Origin of the sequence: Streptomyces sp. CAU 1734 (assembly GCF_039888735.1) — a bacterium.
Lineage (GTDB): Bacteria > Actinomycetota > Actinomycetes > Streptomycetales > Streptomycetaceae > Streptomyces.
On sequence record NZ_JBDQQP010000021.1, the window covers coordinates 104,471 to 124,572 of the forward strand.

At 74.0% G+C, this 20,102-nt stretch carries 19 protein-coding genes; 11 read left to right on the plus strand and 8 right to left on the minus strand.

Translation table 11 applies throughout. The features are described from left to right. The first annotated feature begins 99 nt into the window (after positions 1–99). Complete coding sequence (locus tag AAFN69_RS31270; protein ID WP_347732252.1) at positions 100–1,065, plus strand: ROK family protein; 966 nt, start codon at positions 100–102, stop codon at positions 1,063–1,065. A gap of 144 nt (positions 1,066–1,209) precedes the next feature. Beyond that, the gene (locus AAFN69_RS31275) at positions 1,210–2,271 is read left to right on the plus strand and encodes an NUDIX domain-containing protein (RefSeq protein WP_347732253.1); all 1,062 of its coding nucleotides are present in this window, start codon (positions 1,210–1,212) and stop codon (positions 2,269–2,271) included. A 351-nt stretch (positions 2,272–2,622) separates the two neighbouring features. Here AAFN69_RS31275 and AAFN69_RS31280 read toward each other — a convergent pair whose 3' ends face one another. Then, on the minus strand, positions 2,623–3,978 hold the full coding sequence (locus AAFN69_RS31280; protein ID WP_347732254.1) for a dipeptidase: 1,356 nt from the start codon (positions 3,976–3,978) through the stop codon (positions 2,623–2,625). 145 nt (positions 3,979–4,123) lie between these two features. Between AAFN69_RS31280 and AAFN69_RS31285 the strand changes: the two genes are divergently transcribed. Beyond that, positions 4,124–5,365, plus strand: coding sequence for a geranylgeranyl reductase family protein (locus AAFN69_RS31285; RefSeq protein ID WP_347732255.1), 1,242 nt, complete (start codon positions 4,124–4,126; stop codon positions 5,363–5,365). A 102-nt stretch (positions 5,366–5,467) separates the two neighbouring features. Here AAFN69_RS31285 and AAFN69_RS31290 read toward each other — a convergent pair whose 3' ends face one another. Next, positions 5,468–5,941: a nitroreductase family deazaflavin-dependent oxidoreductase gene (locus AAFN69_RS31290; protein WP_347732256.1), complete on the minus strand. Its 474-nt coding sequence runs from the start codon at positions 5,939–5,941 to the stop codon at positions 5,468–5,470. 160 nt (positions 5,942–6,101) lie between these two features. Here AAFN69_RS31290 and AAFN69_RS31295 point away from each other — a divergent pair, with 160 nt between their 5' ends. From AAFN69_RS31295 to AAFN69_RS31310, 4 genes are all read left to right on the plus strand, one after another. Next, positions 6,102–6,845 carry a TetR/AcrR family transcriptional regulator gene (locus AAFN69_RS31295; protein WP_347732257.1) on the plus strand — a complete coding sequence of 248 codons (744 nt, stop codon included), beginning with the start codon at positions 6,102–6,104 and terminating at the stop codon, positions 6,843–6,845. A gap of 129 nt (positions 6,846–6,974) precedes the next feature. Then, positions 6,975–8,222, plus strand: a complete 1,248-nt coding sequence (locus AAFN69_RS31300; RefSeq protein WP_347732258.1) for a hypothetical protein — start codon at positions 6,975–6,977, stop codon at positions 8,220–8,222. A 90-nt stretch (positions 8,223–8,312) separates the two neighbouring features. Next, positions 8,313–9,539 (plus strand): sensor histidine kinase, encoded by a 1,227-nt coding sequence (locus AAFN69_RS31305; RefSeq protein WP_347732259.1) that lies wholly within the window; start codon positions 8,313–8,315, stop codon positions 9,537–9,539. Further along, on the plus strand, positions 9,536–10,201 hold the full coding sequence (locus AAFN69_RS31310) for a response regulator transcription factor (protein WP_347732260.1): 666 nt from the start codon (positions 9,536–9,538) through the stop codon (positions 10,199–10,201). The genes AAFN69_RS31305 and AAFN69_RS31310 overlap by 4 nt, the downstream gene beginning before the upstream one ends. Here AAFN69_RS31310 and AAFN69_RS31315 read toward each other — a convergent pair. Then, positions 10,162–10,437: a DUF6332 family protein gene (locus AAFN69_RS31315; RefSeq protein ID WP_347732261.1), complete on the minus strand. Its 276-nt coding sequence runs from the start codon at positions 10,435–10,437 to the stop codon at positions 10,162–10,164. The genes AAFN69_RS31310 and AAFN69_RS31315 overlap by 40 nt on opposite strands. Positions 10,438–10,684: 247 nt before the next feature. Between AAFN69_RS31315 and AAFN69_RS31320 the strand changes: the two genes are divergently transcribed. The 3 genes from AAFN69_RS31320 (at position 10,685) to AAFN69_RS31330 (ending at position 13,299) form a co-directional block, all read left to right on the plus strand. Next, positions 10,685–11,905, plus strand: coding sequence for an ROK family protein (locus tag AAFN69_RS31320; RefSeq protein ID WP_347732262.1), 1,221 nt, complete (start codon positions 10,685–10,687; stop codon positions 11,903–11,905). A gap of 79 nt (positions 11,906–11,984) precedes the next feature. Then, on the plus strand, positions 11,985–12,833 hold the full coding sequence (locus tag AAFN69_RS31325) for a YhjD/YihY/BrkB family envelope integrity protein (protein WP_347732263.1): 849 nt from the start codon (positions 11,985–11,987) through the stop codon (positions 12,831–12,833). Positions 12,834–12,990: 157 nt separating this feature from the next. Then, positions 12,991–13,299: an SHOCT domain-containing protein gene (locus AAFN69_RS31330; protein ID WP_347732264.1), complete on the plus strand. Its 309-nt coding sequence runs from the start codon at positions 12,991–12,993 to the stop codon at positions 13,297–13,299. Between the two features lie 584 nt (positions 13,300–13,883). Here AAFN69_RS31330 and AAFN69_RS31335 read toward each other — a convergent pair. Continuing rightward, complete coding sequence (locus tag AAFN69_RS31335; RefSeq protein WP_347732265.1) at positions 13,884–14,441, minus strand: ATP-binding protein; 558 nt, start codon at positions 14,439–14,441, stop codon at positions 13,884–13,886. A gap of 252 nt (positions 14,442–14,693) precedes the next feature. After that, complete coding sequence (locus AAFN69_RS31340; protein ID WP_347732266.1) at positions 14,694–15,017, minus strand: hypothetical protein; 324 nt, start codon at positions 15,015–15,017, stop codon at positions 14,694–14,696. A 223-nt stretch (positions 15,018–15,240) separates the two neighbouring features. On the opposite strand from AAFN69_RS31340, the gene AAFN69_RS31345 reads away from it, so the two are divergent. Continuing rightward, the gene (locus AAFN69_RS31345) at positions 15,241–16,383 is read left to right on the plus strand and encodes a PLP-dependent cysteine synthase family protein (RefSeq protein ID WP_347732267.1); all 1,143 of its coding nucleotides are present in this window, start codon (positions 15,241–15,243) and stop codon (positions 16,381–16,383) included. Positions 16,384–16,412: 29 nt separating this feature from the next. Here AAFN69_RS31345 and AAFN69_RS31350 read toward each other — a convergent pair whose 3' ends face one another. From AAFN69_RS31350 to AAFN69_RS31360, 3 genes are all read right to left on the minus strand, one after another. Continuing rightward, positions 16,413–18,368 (minus strand): hypothetical protein, encoded by a 1,956-nt coding sequence (locus tag AAFN69_RS31350; protein WP_347732268.1) that lies wholly within the window; start codon positions 18,366–18,368, stop codon positions 16,413–16,415. Between the two features lie 286 nt (positions 18,369–18,654). Continuing rightward, positions 18,655–19,170, minus strand: a complete 516-nt coding sequence (locus AAFN69_RS31355; RefSeq protein WP_347732269.1) for an SRPBCC family protein — start codon at positions 19,168–19,170, stop codon at positions 18,655–18,657. A 31-nt stretch (positions 19,171–19,201) separates the two neighbouring features. Beyond that, entirely contained in the window at positions 19,202–20,083 is an 882-nt protein-coding gene (locus AAFN69_RS31360; RefSeq protein ID WP_347732270.1) for a DeoR/GlpR family DNA-binding transcription regulator, read from the minus strand. Positions 20,084–20,102 lie beyond the last annotated feature (19 nt).

Consider the following 20,102-nt stretch of genomic DNA (forward strand, 5'->3'; position numbering starts at 1 on the left):
GCTCATCGATGAGCATAGGGCCTGGACAACGTTGTCAGGTGCCTGGAGACTGGTCCCGAAATCCGCAGGTCCGACCAGTTTCCGGGGGATTGAAGACCGATGCAGAACGACCTTGTCGCCGCCCTGGACGTCGGTGGGACCAAGATCGCCGCGGGGCTGGTGGACACCGATGGCCGAATACATCTGCGGGTGCGGCGGCCCACCCCCGCGCGGGAGGACGCCGAGACCGTGATGGACGCGGTCACGGCGGTCCTCGGCGAGCTCCGGGGCTCACCGCTCTGGACGCGGGTCTCGGCCGTCGGGATCGGCAGCGCGGGTCCGGTGGACGCGTCGGCGGGCACCGTGAGCCCGGTCAATGTTCCCGGCTGGCGGGCCTTTCCCCTGGTCGAGCGGGTGCGCCTGACCACCGGCGAACTCCCCGTCGAACTGATCGGCGACGGTGCGGCGATGGCCGCGGCCGAGCACTGGCAGGGCGCGGCGCGCGGCTGCCGCGACGCCCTGTGCATGGTCGTCTCCACCGGTGTCGGCGGCGGGCTGATCATCGGGGGACGGCTCCATCCCGGGCCGACCGGCAACGCCGGTCACATCGGGCACATCAGTGTCGATCTGGACGGGGATCTCTGTCCCTGCGGCGGGCGCGGCTGTGTGGAGCGGATCGCCAGTGGTCCGAACATCGCCCGCAGGGCCCTGGCGAACGGCTGGCGCCCCGGTCCCGGCGGTGACACATCGGCCGCCGCCGTGGCCGCCGCGGCCCGCGCGGGAGATCCGGCTGCCGTCGCCTCCTTCGAACGCGCCGCGCGGGCGCTCGCGGCCGGGATCGCGGCCACCGCGGGCCTGGTGGAGATCGAGACGGCGGTGGTCGGCGGGGGAGTGGCGGGCGCGGGCGACGTCCTCTTCGTACCGCTGCGCCGCGCCCTGCGGGAGTACGCCACGCTCTCCTTCGTCCGCGGGCTGACCGTCGTACCCGCCCTGATGGGGACGGACGCGGGTCTGGTGGGCGCCGCCGCCGCCGCGCTGCCGGCCCGCCCGGAGGAGCCGGCCGCCATCGCCGCCGGGCGCCCGTGACCTTCCCGCCCGGGTGAACCGTTGTCCGCCGCCGCCCGGGTGAGCCGCCGGGCCGCCCCCGCCGGCCCACTCGACTGCCGCTCCGGGTTTCCGTGGCAGGGTGTTCCGGGCAATCCACTGTGGGCTACGGAAGAGGGGGGAACCGTGATCATTTGGCTGAACGGCGCGTTCGGATCGGGCAAGACGAGCACCGCGCAGGAACTGATCGATCTGATTCCGAACAGCACTCTGTACGACCCCGAGTTCACCGGCGCCGGACTGGGTGCACTGCTCCCGCCCAAGCGGCTGGCCGAGGTGAGCGACTATCAGGATCTCGCCATCTGGCGGAGGCTCGTGGTGGACACCGCGGCGGCCCTGCTGGCGGAGCTGGGCGGTGTGCTGGTGGTGCCGATGACCCTGCTCAGGCAGGAGTACCGGGACGAGATCTTCGGCGGGCTCGCGGCCCGCAGAATCCCGGTGCGCCATGTGCTGCTGCGCCCCGACGAAACGATCCTGCGCAGTCGGATCGCGGAGCGGGGGGAGACACCCGTCGCGCCCTCGGGAGCCGGAGCCGGAGCCGGAGCCGGTACGGGCCGGTACAGCGTGCGGTGGGCGAACGAGCGGTTGGAGCCCTACCGGGCCGCACTGGAGTGGATCACCGGGGACGCCCTGGTGATCGACAACGGCCGGCTCGACCCGCGCGGCACGGCCCACCGGATCGCCGAGGCGATCCGCACCGGGGAGCCGGCCGGCGGCGCGATCGTGCAGACACCCGAGCCGGCCGCCGAGACCCTCGCCGCCGGAGTGCTGCTCTTCGACGCGGAGGACAGGGTGCTGCTGGTCGATCCCACCTACAAGCCGGGCTGGGAATTCCCCGGCGGGGTGGTCGAGCGGGGGGAGGCGCCCGTCGGCGCGGCCCTGCGCGAGGTCGCCGAGGAACTGGGGCTCGAACTCGACGGTGTCCCCCGGCTCCTGGTCGTCGACTGGGAGCCGCCGCGGCCTCCCCGCTACGGCGGTCTGCGTCTGATCTATGACGGCGGCCGGCTCGACGCGGAGGCGGCCGGCCGGGTGCTGCTGCCGCCGGCGGAGCTGCGCGACTGGCGGTTCGTCGGCGAGGAGGAGGCCCAGCGCCTGCTGTCGCCCAACCGCTGGGAACGCCTGCGCTGGGCTCTGAGAGCCCGGGAGCGGGGCACCGTCCTCCATCTGGAGGCAGGCGTTCCCCGGTAGCGGACCGGCATGAACGGCCCGACGCGGGGGCGTCGTCGGGGGTCGGCGGCCACACCGTCCGGCCCCCGGCGGTCATGGAGCGGCCGGATCGGATCCGGTACGGGCGCGGATGCCGATGCGCACGGACGGGCCCCGGGGGGCGTACCGGCGGGTGCCCTCGACCGGTCCGACCGGTCCGACGGGTCCGGCCTGACGGCCGGCGCGGCGGGCTCCGGACGGGTCGCGGGTGCCCCGCGAGGAACCGGGAGCGAGGGCGCCGACGGCCCTCCGGCGGCGGGGCGCGCCCGGCGCACCGCCGCGCCCGCCCCGTGCTCAACCGCCCGGTGCGGCGCGGACGGCGCGCTCGCCGGCTCAGCCCGCCGCGTACTCCCGGAGGAACACCGCCTCGGCCACGGAGAGCCGCTCCAGCTCGCTCGGCGAGACCGACTCATTGACCGCGTGAATCTGCGCCTTGGGCTCGCTCAGCCCGATCAGCAGAATCTCCGACTCCGGGTAGAGCGCCGCCAGGGTGCCGCAGAGCGGGATCGAGCCGCCCATCCCCGCCGCCTGCATCTCCCGGCCCGGATAGGCCACCCGCATCGCGCTCGCCATCGCCGTGTACGCGGGGCTCTTCACATCGGCCCGGAAGGGCTGGCCCTGGCCCGACTGCTCGACCGAGATCCTCGCCCCCCACGGGATGTGCTTCTCCAGATGCGCCGTCAGCAGCGCGGTCGCCTCGGCGGCGTCGCGGCCCGGCGGCACCCGCAGGCTGATCAGGGCGCCCGCACTCGCCTGGACCGAGGGCGTCGCGCCCACCACCGGCGGGCAGTCGATGCCGAGCACCGTCACCGCGGGCCGCGCCCAGATGCGGTCCGCCACCGTGCCCGAGCCGATCAGATCGACCCCGTCGAGCACCTTGGCGTCCGTCCGGAAGGCGGATTCGGGGTACTGGATGCCGTCCCAGCTCTGCTCGGCCGGCAGCCCGTCCACGGTGGTCGAGCCGTCCTCGGCCCGCAGCGAGTCGAGCACCCGGATCAGCGCCGCCAGCGCGTCGGGTGCCGCGCCGCCGAACTGGCCCGAGTGCAGATTGCCCTCCAGGGTGTCCACCCGGACCCGCACCATCGTCATTCCGCGCAGGGTGGCGGTGACCGTGGGCACTCCCTCCTGGAAGTTCCCCGAGTCGCCGATGACGATGGCGTCCGCGGTCAGCAGCTCCGGGTGGGCCTCCGCGTACCGCTCCAGGCCGCCCGTGCCCTGCTCCTCCGAGCCCTCGACGATCACCTTCACGCTCACCGGCACCCCGCCGTTCGCCTTGAGGGCGCGCAGCGCGAGCAGATGCATGATGAAGCCGCCCTTGCAGTCGGCCGCACCCCGGCCGTACCAGCGGCCGTCGCGCTCGGTCAGCTCGAACGGCGGCGACACCCAGGCGTCCTCGTCCAGCGGCGGCTGAACGTCGTAGTGCGCGTAGAGCAGTACGGTCGGCGCGCCCGCCGGGCCCGGCAGGAGGCCGTACACGGACTGTGTGCCGTCCGGCGTGTCGAGTACGGCGACATCCTGGAAACCCTCGGCGCGCAGCGCGTCCGCGCACCACTCGGCCGCGGCCTCGCACTCGCTTCTCGGGAACTGCGCGGGGTCCGCGACCGACCGGAAGGCCACCAGCTCCGCGAGCTCCGCCCGGGCCCTGGGCAGCAGCGAGACAATGGTCCCGGCGATCGGATCGGCGGTCATGGGCACGCTCCTCGTGGGTGCGACGTTGTGCCGTATGTGTACGGCGAATGCGTGGCCGATCCTCCCACAGCAGTGCGGGACAACCGGCCCGTAGGATGCCGTCGAGAGTACGGGGCACGCGTCGGATCGGGAGCAGAAGCACATCGTGAGCAGCGAGAACGGCGGCATCGGGGCAGAGTCGGAAGCATTCGAGCACGACGACCCGGTGTGGGACGTCGTTGTTGTCGGTGCCGGACCCGCAGGGGCTTCGGCGGCCTATGCGGCGGCGGTGGCGGGCCGTCAGGTGCTGCTGCTGGAGAAGGCCGAACTGCCGCGCTACAAGACCTGTGGCGGCGGGATCATCGGTCCGTCCCGGGACAGTCTGCCGCCCGGCTTCGAGCTCCCCTTCCGGGACCGGATCCATGCCGTCACCTTCACCCTCAACGGCAGACTCACCCGCACCCGCCGATCCAAGAAGATGCTCTTCGGGCTGATCAACCGTCCGGAGTTCGACGCCCAGCTGGTGGAGCACGCGCAGAAGGCGGGTGCCACCCTCCGTACCGGTGTCGCCGTCTCCCGGGTCGAGCAGCACGGTCCGGCGGTGCCCGACCGGCGCACGGTCGCCGTGGTGACCTCGGACGGCGAGACCGTGCTCGCTCGCGCGGTCGTCGGCGCGGACGGCAGTGCCAGCCGGATAGGGGCTCATGTGGGGGTCAAGCTCGATCAGGTCGATCTCGGCCTGGAGGCGGAGATCCCGGTCCCCGATCCGGTCGCCGAGGACTGGGCGGGCCGGGTGCTGATCGACTGGGGCCCGATGCCCGGCAGCTACGGCTGGGTCTTCCCCAAGGGGAACACCCTGACCGTCGGGGTCATCTCGGCCCGCGGCGAGGGCGCCGCCACCAAGCGCTATCTGGAGGACTTCATCGCCCGGCTGGGGCTCGCCGGTTTCGAGCCGGCGATCTCCTCCGGGCATCTCACCCGCTGCCGCAGCGACGACTCCCCGCTCTCCCGGGGCCGGGTGCTGGTCTGCGGTGACGCGGCGGGACTGCTGGAGCCGTGGACGCGTGAGGGCATCTCCTTCGCCCTGCGCTCCGGCCGCCTCGCGGGGGAGTGGGCGGTACGCATCTCGGAGGCCCACGACGCCGTGGACGCCCGCCGCCAGGCGCTGAACTACGCCTTCGCCATCAAGGCGGGGCTGGGTGTCGAGATGGGTGTCGGACGGCGGCTGCTCGGGGTCTTCGAGCGCAGGCCGGGGCTGTTCCACGCGGCGGTCACCGGCCTCCGGCCGGCGTGGCGGGCCTTCGCCGACATCACCCGGGGGTCGACCACCCTCGCCGGCCTCGTCCGTACGAGCGGAGTCGCGCGCCGTGCGCTGGAGACCCTGGACCGCCGCGCCGCCAGGGGCTGATGCCGGGGCCGGGGCCCTGAGCGGCCCCGGGCCGGCGTGGACCGGTGAGCCCCCGGCGCCCTGTGGCGCCGGGGGCTCACCCGCGTCCCCCGCCGCGGGGGCTCACTTCTCCGCCGGCCGGACGATGGTGATCCGGAAGACCGGGTGCTTGTGCGCGGCGGCCAGCAGCTCCTCGTCCGTGGAGTCGGCGTTCACCTCGCCGAAGAACCGGCCGACCTCCCAGCCCCAGCGCTTGAGATAGGTGCGCAGCAGGGCGGGCTTCTCCGCGTCGGGGAGTTCCACGGCGGTGAACCGCTGTGTCCGGCGGCCGACCCGGAGCTGTCCGCCACCGGCGGCGCGCAGATTGCGCACCCACTGGGAGTGGCCCCGGGCCGAGATCAGATAGGGGCCGCCCTCGTAGGGGAGCGGATTGACCGGGATGCTCCGCCACTCCCCGCTGGTGCGTCCGCGCACGGAGAGTTCGGCCGTGCCCAGCAGGCTCACTCCGCGCCGGGCGAGCCAGGCGACCGCGCCATTGAAGACGGAGTCGGCGCGGGTCGGCTTGATGTAGTGGCTCCGGGACTGGGTCTGCGGCATGACGGGCTCCGTTGTGATCGGTGTTCTTTTCGGAGAGCAGTGCTCTCTCTCCTGGAATCAGTGTGCATCCGCCGGCGATCCAAAGCAAGAGCACTGCTCTCGCAATTGTTCACCGCTCTTGTTGTTGGTCACTGCTCCGGAACGTGGCAGACTCCGTGCCATGACCCCGATCCAAGGGGCCCGCGCCAGGGCCCGAGCCGAAGTCGCCGCGGCCATCAAGGACGAGGCGCGCAAACAGCTCGCCGCCGAGGGCGCCGCGAAACTCTCCCTGCGGGCGGTCGCCCGTGAACTGGGCCTGGTCTCCTCCGCCCTCTACCGGTACTTCCCCAGCCGGGACGATCTCCTCACCGCCCTGATCGTCGACGCCTATGACGCCATCGGCGCCGCCGCGGAGGAGGCGTTCGCCGCCGGTCCCGGGGGTACGACCCCGGGCGCCCACCCGCTCCGCTGGATCGCCGTCTGTGAGGCCGTCCGCGCCTGGGCCGTCGCCCATCCGCACGAGTACGCCCTGATCTACGGCTCGCCGGTGCCCGGCTACTCCGCTCCCGCCGACACGGTCGTCCCGGCCGGCCGGGTCGGTGCCGTCCTCCTCTCCCTGGCGCGCGACGCCCGGAGCGACGGGGCCCTCGACCCACCGGACCTCCCCGGGGAGCTGTGGCCCGAGGCGGACCGCCTCACCGCCTCCCTCGCCCCCGACCTCCCGCCGCCGGCCGTGGCGGCGCTGGTCGCCGCCTGGTCACAGGTCTTCGGGCTGATCTCCTTCGAGATCTTCGGCCAGTTCAACCGCCTGGTGACGGACCGGGATCCCTTCTTCCGGCAGGCGGTGGCCGGTATCGCGCGCGAGATCGGTCTCGCCGGGACCGAAGCCGGCCGCGGCGCAGGAAAGGGGCCGGTCCCCGGCTGACCGCATCGCGCCGCTGTGCCCCCGCCCGGTTCACGCCGTCCCGCCCTGCCGTCCCCACCCCGGCTTGATACGTTGCGCTCACTGCCGAGCAGTACAAAACGCGCAAACCTCTGCGGATCGGTGAATTCCATGTCTCACGGTGTGATCACGGTCGCCACAGTCGCGGAACTTCTCGACGCCCTCGCGGAGCCGGATGCCCCGGTGCTGGTCCGGGGCCGGCTGGAGCAGGTCCCCTCGGTGGTGCTGCCACCCGGCCGCCGGCTCGCCGGCGCCGACCCCGCCGCCGCGCTGGTCTTCACCGACGGCGCCGACGGAATCTGTCTGACCCGCGACAACCGGCTGGAGGGCCTGCGCCTGGAGACCTCCGCCGCGACCGCCCGCGCGGTGTACAACGACACCACCCGCGAATCCCTCGGCACCGTCGAGCTCAGCGATCTCTCCACCCTCGGCAGGGTGGAGATCCTCGCCCGCGACGCGGTGCGCTCCGGCCGGGTCGTCGTCGACAGCCTGGACATCGAGGCCGCGGACGCCCGCGACTGCCGGCCCCGCCCGCAGGGCTACAACGTCGAGGTCCGGCAGGGCGCCTTCACCCTCTACAACCAGCAGGCCGACCCGGAGACACTGATCACCTGTGATCTCGTCGGCCTGACCGCGGGCCGCGAGGGCGCCCCGGTGCGCGGCAGCGGCATCTTCGTCTCCGGCACCGAAGGCGGCGGCCGGGTCACGGGCGGACGGCTGCACACCGGGGCCGTCCACTCCGACGGAGGCATCCCCGCCGGCGTCCCCGGGGAGATCACCGGCGGTGTCTTCGTCGTCCGCGCCCGCTTCACCGAGGTCGTCAACCACGGGCCGGTGACCACCCACGGACCCAATGACATGGTCCTCGACCTGTGGGGCGAGGTCGGCACCTGGACGGCGAACGCCCCGATCACCTCCCACGGCCCCAGCGGAATCGGCTTCGTCAACTTCGGCACGGTGAAACGGCTGACGGTCACCGCGCCGATCGAGACCTTCGGGGTGGGCGCCCGGGGATTCAACATCTACGACGGCACCGTCGAGGCCGCCGAGTTCGACCGGATCGTCACCCACGCGGACGCCGCCGTGGGGATCCAGATCAGCAAGCCCTTCGGCACCCTCACCGTCCGCCGCGGCATCGAGACCCACGGCGGCAGCGGCGAGAGCCTGGTCAAAGGAGAGATCAAGGTACTGGCCGCCGTCGCCCTGAGCCTCAAGCCGGGCGCGCGCGGCACCGGGATCCGCGTCGGCGGCGGCATCACCGCCCACGGCCGCGGCGTCCCCGCCGTCGAGCTCCTCGGCGAGGTCGGCACCCTCACCGTCAGCGGCGGCGTCACCTCCCTCGGCATCACGGCGGAATGACCCCCTCCGTGCGCCGTACTCCACCGGGAGTACACACGGTCACCCCGCCCGGCTGACGCCCGGCCGCCCGCCCCGGTCTAGCGTGATCACATGGACGAGCTGTACGGGCGCCGCTGCGACGGGCCCCCCGGGACGGCGGACGACCCGTCGGTCCGTCCGCCCGGCGGCCGGCGCCGGGGCGCCCGGGTGCGATGGCTGTCGACCGCCGTCGTGACCGTGTGCGTCCTGGCCGGCAGCGGTTTCGCCGCCGCGGACCAGCCGGAGCGCCGGCCCCTCGGCATCGCCGGCTGGGCCCTGCTGCTGGCCGTCTGCGCGCTGCTGCTGCCGCGCCGCCGATGGCCGGTCGCCGTACTCGCCGGCACCTCGGCCGTCACCCTCGTCTACTTCGCCGCCGGCTATCCGCACGGCCCGGTCTTCATCCCGGTGGCCGTCGCCGCCTTCACCGCCGTCGTCGCCGGACACCGCCGGGCCGCCTGGTGGATCGTCGGCGGCTTCTGGGTCTGCCATGTCCTGCTCGCCCACTGGCTCTACCGCCATCTCCCGCCGGCCGGGGACCGCGACGCCTCCTGGGGACAGGAACTGGTCATCGCCGCCTGGGTCTCCGCGGTCCTCGCCGGCTCGGAACTGGTCCGGGTGAAACGGGAGATATGGGTCCGCCAGCGCCGGGAACGAGCCGCCGCCGCCCGGCGCCGCGCGGACGAGGAACGCCTCCGGATCGCCCGCGAACTCCACGATGTGCTCGCCCACTCGATCTCGGTCATCAATGTGCAGGCCGGCGTCGGCCTCGCCCTGCTGGACAGCGACCCCGAGCAGGCCCGCACCGCCCTGACCACCATCAAGGCGGCCAGCAAGGAGGCCCTGGGGGAAGTGCGCCAGGTGCTCGACAGCCTGCGCACCCCCGGCGACGCCCCTCGCGCGCCCGCCCCCGGCCTGGACCGCCTCCCCGAACTGGCCGACCAGGCCGCGAGCGCCGGACTGACCGTCACCGTACGCACCGATGGCACCCCCTTCCCCCTCTCCCCGGGCACCGACCTGGCGGCCTTCCGCGTCGTCCAGGAAGCCCTCACCAATGTGGTCCGCCACTCGGGCTCGCGCACCGCCCGGGTACGGATCGCCTACGGGACCGGCAGCCTCGGCCTGCGCGTCGACGACGACGGCCCCGCCACCCGCACCGAGGCGGGCGGCAGCGGCAACGGCCTCGCCGGCATGCGGGAACGCGCCGCCGCGCTCGGTGGCACGATCGAGGCCGGCCCGGCGCCCGGCGGCGGCTTCCGGGTCGTGGCCGACCTTCCCGTACAGCCCAGGGAGACGATGTGATCCGCGTACTGCTCGCCGACGATCAGCTGCTGGTCCGGGCGGGTTTCCGGGCCCTGCTGGACGCCCAGCGGGACATCACGGTGGCGGGGGAGGCCGCCGACGGTGAGGAGGCGGTGCGCCTGGTCGGCGAGGTGCGCCCGGATGTCGTCCTGATGGACATCCGCATGCCGGTCCTCGACGGGCTCGCCGCCACCCGCCGGATCACCGGGGACGAACGGCTGGGCGAGGTGAAGGTCGTCATGCTGACCACCTTCGAACTGGACGAGTACGTCTTCGAGGCGATCCGGTCCGGCGCCTCCGGCTTTCTCGTCAAGGACACCGAGCCGGACGAACTGCTGCGCGCGGTCCGGGCGGTGGTCGGCGGGGACGCCCTGCTCTCCCCGGGGGTGACCCGGCGCCTGATCGCCGAATTCGCCGCCCGCTCCCGGGCACCCGCCGAGGCGGGCCGGCTCGCCGAGCTCACCGAACGGGAACGCGAGGTGATGGCCCTGGTGGGAATCGGTCTGACCAATGACGAGATCGCCCGCCGGCTGGTGGTCAGCCCGCTGACCGCCAAAACCCATGTCAGCCGCACCATGGTGAAGCTGGGCGCGCGCGACCGGGCCCAGCTGGTGGTGCTCGCCTACGAGTCGGGGCTGGTCCGCCCCGGCTGGCTGGGCTGACCCGCGTCCCGGGTGAAGCGCCACAGCACCGTCACCACCCGGAGCGCGAAGACGGCGCCCGCCGCCGCGACGCCCGCGATCAGCAGCCCGCGCTCGACCGCGTACGGCATGGCGAACACCAGCTTGGGCCCGGCGATGGCCCCGAACACCACCGCGGCGGCGAACACCCCGCTGAAGAGGGCGTAGCCGATCTCGACGGTGACCGCGTCCCGGTGCTCCGGAGTGCTGTGTGTCATAGCCGGATTGTCTTACACCCGGACCTCCCCCGTCTCCTCCCGGGCCGATCACCGCGCCGCTCCCCGCCTCCCCCGCGACCCCGGGCCCGCCCCCCGGCGCGATGCCGTCCGTCCGGTCCCGACGCCGCGGCCCCGGCGGGTGACGAATCGCATCGCGCCATGGGAGAAACGGCACCGGGGCACGATCCGGACAAGACTCCCGGGCCGGGCGCCGTCCGCGCCTTCGGATCATGGGAGACTCGCCACCATGAACGGCAAGGCGACGAGCACCAGAACAAAGCTGGAAAGGGGCCGCGGCGCACTCGGCCCCGCGCTGGAACTGGTTCATACGGGCCGCGCGCCCACCCGCGCCGTCCTCACCGCCGAGCTGGGGGTGACCCGGGCCACCGCCGGCGCGGTCGCTGCCGAACTGGAAGCGCTCGGGCTGATCCGCGTCGACTCCCGCCCCGCCGCCCCGGCCGGTTCCCAGGGCCGCCCCTCCCACCGGCTCTCCGTCGACGAGACGGGCCCCGTCGTCCTCGCCGCACAGGTCCACGCCGACGGCTTCCGCGCCGCCCTCATCGGCCTCGGCGGGCAGATGGCCGCCACCGCGGCCGGCCGCGTCACGGTCTCCGCCGACCCCGCGCAGGTGCTCGGCGAGGTCGTCGAGGCCGGAGCCGAGCTCCTCCGGGAGAGCCGGCGGCGCTGCGTCGGCGCCGGGCTCGCCGTGCCCTCCGCCGTCGCCGAACCGGACGGGACCGCGCTCAACCCGCTCCATCTCGCCTGGCCGGTCGGCTCCCCGGTACGGGAGATCTTCACGGAGCGGGTCAGGGCGGCGGGCATCACCGGCCCCGCCTTCGCCGGCAATGACGTCAACCTCGCCGCCCTCGCCGAACACCGCCACGGCGCCGGGCGCGGCGCCCGGCACCTGCTCTGTGTCGCCACCGGACACCGGGGCGTCGGCGGCGCGCTCGTCCTGGACGGCAGACTCCACACCGGCAGCTCGGGGCTCGCGATGGAGGTCGGCCATCTCACCGTCAACCCCGAGGGCGGCCGGCCCTGCCACTGCGGCAGCCGGGGCTGCCTCGATGTCGAGACCGACCCGCTGGCCTTCCTCACCGCCGCGGGCCGCGACCCGGGACCCGAGATCTCCCTGCTGGCACAGTGCCGTGAGCTGCTGCGCACGGAGTACGACGACCCCGGGGTGCGGGCGGCGGCCGAGGAGCTGATCGACCGGCTCGGCCTCGGCCTCGCCGGGCTGGTGAACATTCTCAACCCCGACCGCATCGTCCTCGGCGGGCTCCACCGCGAGCTCCTGGCCGCCGATCCCGAGCGGCTCCGCGCCGTGGTCACCGACCGCAGCCTGTGGGGCCGCAGCGGCGGCGTACCGATCCTCGCCTCGACACTGGACCACAACAGCCTGGTGGGAGCCGCGGAACTCGCCTGGCAGCCGGTGCTCGACGACCCCCTCGGCGCCCTGGCCCACTGACCGCCCCCGCGCGCGGGCGGACGCCTTCGCCACCCGTCCGGGGGCACGACGGGTGCCCCGGAGCGGGTAGACGACGAGCATGAGCCGTCAGCCGGCCGGCGCGGAGCCGTCTCCGCGCCGGCTTCAGCGCCTGCACACCCGCTTCCTCTCGTCGGCCGCCGTTCTCGCCTGGAACCGCGGCCGGGAGATGGAACTGCTGCACCGCGCCATGGGCTTCGCCGCGCTCGGCTTCCTCACCCTCGTCCCCCTGCTGGTCGTCGTCGCCTCCGCCGACCTCGCCAGCGGCCAGGGCTTCGCCCGCTGGCTCGGCCAAGCGCTCGGTGTCTCCGAGTCCTCCCAGGCCGAGGTCGAACGGCTCTTCGGAATGCCGGGGACGGCACTCCAGCGCACCACGGCCTTCGGCCTCGCCGCCCTCGCCGCCTTCGGCCTCACCTTCGGATCCGCCGTGCAGACCGGGTACGAGAAGGTCTGGGATCTGCCCACCGCCCGCTGGCACACCATGTGGCGCCATGTCGTCTTCCTGGCCCTGCTCGTCTTCGGGCTGCTCGTCTTCGGCATCACCCCCGCCCCCTCCGGCTCCGCCGCCGCCACCGCCGGAGGCGTGCTCGGCGACCTCGCCGGCACCTTCCTCTTCTTCTGGGTCTCCCAGCGGCTGCTGCTCGGCGGCCGGGTCCGCTGGGGCGCCCTGCTGCCCGGCGCCGTGCTCACCGCCCTGGCCATGCTCGGCCTGCGGGTCTTCTCGCAGTTCGTCTTCTCCCCGCTGATCGCCTCGAACGCCGTCGTCTACGGGCCGATCGGCACGGTACTGGTTCTCCAGTCCTGGCTCGTGGGCGTGGGCGTGGTGGTCTACGGCGGCGCGCTGGTGGGCCGGCTCGTCCACGAGGGCCGGGTGCGGCGCCGGCTGGAGCGCGAGGGACTCCTCGGCTGACGCCTCCGCCGGCAGCAGCGGCACCCCTGCGCGTACTCCCCGGGAGGTACGCCGGGAGCCGCTGCCCGTACGACGCCCGCGCGGCTCCCCGGAGGGAGGCTCGGAAGGGACAGCGCGCCATGTGCCGTCCATCCGCCACCGAGGAGCTGAACCGAGAATGCACACCCTGGCCCACGGGTACGGCCACGGACCCGGTCCGTGGATTGTCCTTCTCCCGCTGATCTGGGCGACGGCCGTCGCCGGAGCCGTCACCCTGCTGCGCCGCGGCGGTGTCCGGCCCGGCCGGAGGGACGCCCGGCGGACACCCGCCGGACATCCGGGCCGGGACCGGCTTGGCGAGAACTCGCCGATCGCGCTGCTCGGCCGCCGGTTCGCCGCCGGTGAGATCGAGGAGGACGAGTACTGGCGCCGGCTCTCCGTCCTCGACGAGCAGTTCGGCCGCATCGGGGGCCCCGGCCCCGGCTGACCCCGCCCGGCGAACGCACCACTGGGCCGGCCCGGCGGCGGCGTGTCCGGCGGCCGCCGCGGCGAAGAGAGGGAAGGGAGCCCCGGCCGGCCCGTGCCGCATGGCGTCGTGAGCTGCCGTGCGTGCGGGCGGAGACGGGCCCGGTGAAGTGCCGGGTGACTCATGGCCGTTCGGCACCGTGTTGTGGTCCGCGCCCCCGCCCGCGTCGGTGTGCGACGCGTGCCCGGGCGGCGGGCGCCGTCGTCCTGTGGGGAGGGCGTCCCGGTTGCCCGTGCTGAGCGGCGTTGTGAGCCGCTGCACGCGGACCGGCGATGAGCCCGATGGCGTACCGCGTTGTCTCCCGCGACCTCGCGCGTGTGCGTGTGCGTGTGCGACGCGTGCCCGGGCGGCGGGTCGGCGTACCGCCGTGCCGACGCCCCGATCGGGCACCGCCACGGTGGCGGACGCCGCGTCACGGGGAGGGCGGCCCGGTTGGCGCGCCGCGCCCGTACCGCGTGACGCGTGGCCGTGCGGCCTCGTGCGGGAGCGCGATGTATTCCGCGACCCGCACGAGGCACCCGGCGGCGCACCTGCGGCCCGGCGCGTCAGCGGGCGACGCCCGCCCGGGCCGCGGCGGGTTCGCGCACCGGGCCGGCCGGATCGCCGGTGTCGGCACCCGGCGGAACGTCCGCCGACAGCGACACGGCGACCGGCGGCGCGGGCGCGGCCATCACCACCGGTACGGGTGTTGCCACCGGGGGAGCCTGGGGAGGCGTGGTGAGCGTGAACCACACGGTCTTGCCCGTCTCGCCCCGGGGCCGGACCCCCCACTGTTCGCTGACCGCCTCTATCAGCGAGAGTCCGCGTCCGGAGGTGGCGTAGAGATCGTCGGCCGGCACGGCCGGAAGGCGTGGATCGTGGTCGTGCACCGAGACGGTGAGCCGGTCGGTCAGCAGCTCGATGTCCACGACACACATCTTGTCCGGCTCGGCATGCCGATGGACGTTGGTCAGCAACTCGGTGACACCGAGCGCCGCTTGATCGATCAGAGGATCGAGATGCCAGTAGCGCAGTTGCGCGGAAACGATTCTGCGGACCTGGCGGATCCGCGACGGCAGGGCCTGGAGCTCCACCGTGCAGTGCCTGCTTGGCTGGCTGATCACGGCTGCGACTCCCCGAAGTAGTCCGGAAGAAGACGAAGGTCGGATCCAGCAGTGGCTGCCTGCTGAGTCTTGCCCGGCGGGACAGCGCCACACGGAGATTCGTGCCGCACTGTCATCGCCGGTGCACCCTGAGTTATGTGACACCAGCGTGGACCAGGCGTGACGGTCCCGCAACTCGGTGCTCCGCCGGGCCTTCGGCCGGGGCGGTACTCGGACGCCGCTCAGGGGGGCGACTCGCGGGCCGGAGCCCGGTCAGTCCTCGGTGACGCCCGCTTTGCGCACCGCTCTCAGAAAGCGCCCGGTGAGCGTCTCGGTGTCCGAGTGGTGGTCGCGCTGACCCATGGTCAGCCGATAGCGCTTGCCGTTGACCGTCAGCGCGGTGCTCGGCTCGTCGGTGAACCAGGCCTTGCCCGCCCTGACCGCGCGCACCGGAGCGCTGTCGATCACCCGGCCGTAGCTGGTGAGCAACTCCAGATTGCCGTCCTTGATCAGGACTTGGCCGGCCTTGGTGAGCGAGCGCGGCCACCGTTCGATCCGTACTCCTGTGGCCCGGAATTCGGGCTCGGCCATCGCCATGGGCACCCCGCCCCCTTCGTTCGCATTGCCTGGAGGCAGTCTGCCCAACTCCGGCGATGTATGCCAGTGCGTCCCTCCGGTGGCCGCTGCATCCGGGCCACCAAGTGACTCCTATGGCTCCCCAAAGCGAAGGTTTGCGCAGGTGGGCGGCTTAATGTGGCGGTGCGGAAACGTTTCACACGGATGACCGGCAGAGGTCACACGGATGGCGAGGGGCAGCGCGATGGACACCGAAGAGAACCGCGGTACGCGCGGGACGGCGGCGACGGTCGATGTGGACCGAAGTGATCCGGACTGTCGGGTATGGCTGAAAGAAGCTGTCCGCAAGGTGCAGGCCGACGCCAACCGGTCCGCCGACACCCATCTGCTGAGGTTCCCGCTGCCCGAGGAGTGGGGGATCGATCTCTATCTCAAGGACGAGTCGACCCACCCCACGGGCAGTCTCAAACACCGGCTGGCCCGCTCCCTCTTCCTCTACGGCCTCTGCAACGGCTGGATCCGCCCCGGCCGGCCCGTCATCGAGGCGTCCAGCGGATCGACGGCGGTCTCCGAGGCGTACTTCGCCAAGCTGATCGGCGTCCCCTTCGTGGCGGTGATGCCGCGCACCACCAGCGTCGAGAAGATCCGGCTGATCGAATTCCACGGCGGGCGCTGCCACTTCGTGGACGATTCGCGGAAGATGTACGAGGAGTCGGCCGCGCTCGCGGAGCGCACCGGCGGCCACTACATGGACCAGTTCACCTATGCGGAGCGGGCCACCGACTGGCGCGGCAACAACAACATCGCCGAGTCGATCTACCAGCAGCTGAGGCTGGAGCGCTATCCGGAACCCGCCTGGATCGTCGCCACCGCCGGTACCGGCGGCACCTCGGCCACCATCGCCCGCTATGTGCGCTATATGCAGTACGACACCCGGGTCTGTGTCCCCGACCCGGAGAACTCCTGTTTCTTCGACGGCTGGACCAGCAACGACCCCGGGGCCGTCAGCGAGCGCGGCTCCCGTATCGAGGGCATCGGCCGGCCGCGCATGGAGCCGAGCTTTCTGCCGGCGGCGATCGACCGGATGATGAAGGTGCCGGACGCGGCGAGCATCGCGGCCGTCCGTGCCCTGGACACGGCCATCGGGCGCAAGGCGGGCGGATCCACCGGCACCGGGCTGTGGAGCGCGCTGCGGATCGTCGCGGAGATGGTGGAGGCCGGGGAGCGGGGGAGTGTCGTCACTCTGATCTGCGACCCGGGCGACCGCTATCTCGACAAGTACTACTCCGACGCCTGGCTCGCCGAGCAGGGGCTCGACATCACTCCGTACGCCGCCGAGCTCACCGAATTCCTCGGCACCGGGGGCCGGTCCGGCATCCTCGGCTGACCCCCGGGTCCGGCCGGCCGCCGGGCGGGTCAGCGCAGGGCGGGCAGCCGTTCCCCCGAGCGCAGCCCGGCCGACAGCTCCACCCGGGCGTCCCGGGGCGCGCGCACCGCCATCGTCGTGCCCTCCCGGGCCGCCGAGACCTCCCCCTCGGCATCGATCCGGACGACCGCGCGGCTCCCGGCGGCCAGCAGGAACCAGTCGCCCGACGGCGCCCGCCAGCGGGTGGAGGCCAGCACATGCTGCCCGAAGCGGCCGCATGCCGCGGTCGCCCGCGCCCCGGCCACCACGGTCCCCGGGTCGCCGGCGGACTGTGCCGGGTCCTGGAATCGCACCAGCGCCCGGCCGGGCCCGCGCCAGGTCTCCGCCCGGGTGCACACCCAGGTCGCCCGGCCGGCCCGCTGCGGCAGCCGCTGTTCCGCGAAGGCCCAGTCGTTGACGGCGCGCACCCCCGAACCCTCCAGGGTGCGCAGCAGACAGGCGGTGCGCGCCCAGCCGCGCAGCGCGGCCGGGCTGACCGCCTCGCGCGGCCGGCGGGCGGGTGCGCCGGCGCCCGGCGGCGGAGTCCAGGTGAGATGGACGGGGGCGAGATCGCCGAGGTCGGTCAGGAGAAAGGCGTGGTTCTCCACGATCCGCTCCGACGAACGCAGTTGCAGCGCGGGCCGCGATCCGCAGGAGCCCCCGGCCGGGGCCGGCACCACCGGTGTGACACCCCGCGGGGTGAGCGCGAGCGGCCGGGCCGGGTCGCCGGGCCGCAGCAGATCACGGAGGGCCGCGCTCCCGATCCACGGCGCCAGCAGATACCGCGTGCCCCGCGCCGTCCGGGTCAGCACCAGCGCGGCGGCCGTGGTGACATCGGCGTTCTCCATCCGGGCCAGATCCAGTGCCGCCGGGCCGCCCCTGGAGACCGGCTCGGCATAGCGGACCACTCGTTCGCCGTCGTGCAGCAGCACGACGGCCGCGCCGTCCGCCTCACCCGCGTACAGCAGCCGGGGCGGCCTGCCGGGCGGTGCCCCGGAGGTGTCGGCGGCGGCCGAGACCCGTACCCCCTTCCCCGGGCGCGCCCAGGTGCGCAGGGCGCGTTCCAGCAGCGCCCGGTCACCGGTCCGGCCGCCGCGCGGGGGCCAGACCGACAGATCGACCCGGGAGGTGTCGGCCCACTCGCCGTCCGGCGCCCGCTCCAGCAGGGCTGGATCGAGGGCGCGGGCGAGCGCGCCGCCGCCGGGGACCCGATGCGCGGAACGCGCGGTGTCGGAGCCGGAACCGCCGCCCAGCACGGCCGGGACCACGGCGGCGGCCAGGGCGAGCACCGCCCCGGCGGCCAGGGCGCGCGCCCGGTGACGGCGCCTGAGCAGATCGGTCGGCCGGGTCCGTACGGTGCACGGATCGAACTCGCCCGAGCGCAGCAGCACTTCGGCGCGTTCGCCGAGAGTCCGCCGCAGTCGCTCGGCGGTGCGCAGAGCCCCCTCCGGGTCCTTCGCCCCGGCGTCCCGGAGCAGTTCCCGGGCCCAGGGGGCGCGCACACCGTCGAGCACGGTCAGCGCGAAGGCCGCGCGCGCCGCGGCGGGCACCCCGGCGAGCTCGCGGTCCAGGGCGAATTCCTCGGTGCCGCCCGCGCCCGGGAAGAGCCGCAGCCCCAGCACCGCGGGCAGGCGCGGCACCCCGGCGCGTCCGGGCAGCCGGCGCCGCTCCCGGCGCAGCGCGGCGCGCAGCACCCGCCGGCGCACCCAGAGATAGCCGGGGGACTCCGTACCGCGCTGCCCGGGCAGAGGAGCGGTCCGGCCGCCGCCGCGCCCGCGCGGCAGTGCCCGCTGGACGACGGCGTGGGCGGCGAGCACCCGCTGATGACGGTCGGGGGAGGGCGGCAGCGTCAGATAGGCGAGGCGCACAAGGCGCGGATAGTGCTCGACGAGGGCCGCCTCCGCGCTCTCGACTCCGGGGCCGGCGGCCCGTATGGCGCCGGAGACGGGCTGCTGGTGTGTCGGCATCGGTGACGGCCTTCCGGCTGGGCTGACGGGTACTCACTCACCCCACCGAACGAAGCGGTACGGGGAACGGTCACCCCGCTCGGGCATGCGATCGCCGGTTTGTGCGGACGCGGGCGGCACTTCCGTCACGGGCGGGCCCGGAGGGACGGAGGGGACGAGAGGAGTCGAACACCGCGCGGGGCGACCAGGGGAGCGGCCTCTCTCGCGCCGGGCCCGCGCGCGGTCACCACCGCCGCACCGCCGCACCGCCCGCCCGCGCCGGGTCCGCACCGGTCCGCCCGCGCCGTCACCGCCGTACGCCGGTCTCCCCGCCCCGCAGCAGCCCGTCCAGCGCGCGGCCGAAGACGATCCGGCCCACGCGTGCCACCAGCGGGTCCAGGAACCGGGGCAGCGGACGGATGCGCAGCTCCTCCACCCAGATCACCAGCGATCCCCGGCCGTGCGGACGCACCTCGATCTCGGCCCAGCCCGTGATGACCCGGCCGCGCTTCTCCATCCGGCAGCGGCCGGTCCCGGCGCTGCCGGCCGCGCCCTCCGCGGCGTCCCCGCCCTCCCCGGCCTCCCCGGCCTCCTGCGGCGCGGCCGGCGGATCCCAGCGGACGATCTCCATCGGGTCGTCGAACCCGATCCGCCCCAGCCCCGAGCGGACCACGAAGACCGTGCCCACCCGGGTGGGTCCCCCGGTCATCGAGGTCACGGCGGTCAGCGGCACCCCCTTCGCATGGGCCCGCCAGTCGGTGACCCGGCGCCAGGTCTCCCCGGCGGGCTCCCCGGCGGTGCGTGTCAGCCGGAACTCCGTCACCGGGCCCCGCCCTTCCCCGTCTCCGCCGCGTTCACCGTCCGGCCTCCGTACCGGCATCGCCGCCGTCCTCCGCACCGGGCGCGGGGGAGTCCGGCGAGTCCTCGGCCACCAGCAGCTCGGGCAGATGCTCGGCGATCTCAGCGCGGGCCTCCGCCGGCAGCCCCGCGTCCGTCACCAGGGTGTCCACATCGGAGAGCCGGGCGAAGGAACTCAGGCCCACCGTGCCCCACTTGGTGTGATCGGTGACCACCACCACCCGGCGGGCGGCCCGCACCAGACAGCGGTTGGTCTCCGCCTCCGCCAGATTCGGCGTCGACAGCCCGGCCTCCACCGAGATCCCGTGCACGCCGAGGAAGAGCACATCGAAGTGGAGCGACCGGATCGCCTGGTCGGCGACCGGCCCCACCAGCGCGTCGGAGGGGGTGCGCACCCCTCCGGTGAGCACCACCGTCGCCGCTCCGGGCAGCGGCGCGCCGGCCCCGGCCGGGCGCTGGGCCGTGTGGAACACATCGGCCACCCGCACCGAGTTGGTGACCACGGTCAGATCCGGCACCTCCAGAAGCCGGTGCGCGAGGGCATAGGTGGTGGTCCCGCCCGACAGCGCGATCGCGCTTCCCGGCACCGCCAGCCGCGCCGCGGCCCGGGCGATGTCGTCCTTGGCGTTCGGCTCCAGCGCCGACTTCGCCTCGAACCCGGGCTCATGCGTACTGGCCTCGGCCACCGGCACCGCGCCGCCGTGCACCTTCTCCACGACACCCTGCCGGGCCAGCGCGTCCAGATCCCTGCGCACGGTCATGTCGGAGACATGGAGTTTCCGGGTGAGTTCATTGACCCGCACCCCGCCGCGCCGGCGCACCTCGTCGAGGATGAGCGCACGCCTCTGCTCCGCGAGCAGATTCTGATGATCCGTCACTGCCGGGGCCGGTCCTTCC

Coding starts and splice junctions, on each gene's coding strand:
- AAFN69_RS31270 (WP_347732252.1), top strand. CDS start 100: ATGCAGAACGACCTTGTCGCCGCCCTGGACGTCGGTGGGACCAAGATC.
- AAFN69_RS31280 (WP_347732254.1), bottom strand. CDS start 3,978: ATGACCGCCGATCCGATCGCCGGGACCATTGTCTCGCTGCTGCCCAGG.
- AAFN69_RS31290 (WP_347732256.1), bottom strand. CDS start 5,941: ATGCCGCAGACCCAGTCCCGGAGCCACTACATCAAGCCGACCCGCGCC.
- AAFN69_RS31295 (WP_347732257.1), top strand. CDS start 6,102: ATGACCCCGATCCAAGGGGCCCGCGCCAGGGCCCGAGCCGAAGTCGCC.
- AAFN69_RS31300 (WP_347732258.1), top strand. CDS start 6,975: ATGTCTCACGGTGTGATCACGGTCGCCACAGTCGCGGAACTTCTCGAC.
- AAFN69_RS31305 (WP_347732259.1), top strand. CDS start 8,313: ATGGACGAGCTGTACGGGCGCCGCTGCGACGGGCCCCCCGGGACGGCG.
- AAFN69_RS31315 (WP_347732261.1), bottom strand. CDS start 10,437: ATGACACACAGCACTCCGGAGCACCGGGACGCGGTCACCGTCGAGATC.
- AAFN69_RS31320 (WP_347732262.1), top strand. CDS start 10,685: ATGAACGGCAAGGCGACGAGCACCAGAACAAAGCTGGAAAGGGGCCGC.
- AAFN69_RS31325 (WP_347732263.1), top strand. CDS start 11,985: ATGAGCCGTCAGCCGGCCGGCGCGGAGCCGTCTCCGCGCCGGCTTCAG.
- AAFN69_RS31330 (WP_347732264.1), top strand. CDS start 12,991: ATGCACACCCTGGCCCACGGGTACGGCCACGGACCCGGTCCGTGGATT.
- AAFN69_RS31340 (WP_347732266.1), bottom strand. CDS start 15,017: ATGGCGATGGCCGAGCCCGAATTCCGGGCCACAGGAGTACGGATCGAA.
- AAFN69_RS31345 (WP_347732267.1), top strand. CDS start 15,241: ATGGACACCGAAGAGAACCGCGGTACGCGCGGGACGGCGGCGACGGTC.
- AAFN69_RS31350 (WP_347732268.1), bottom strand. CDS start 18,368: ATGCCGACACACCAGCAGCCCGTCTCCGGCGCCATACGGGCCGCCGGC.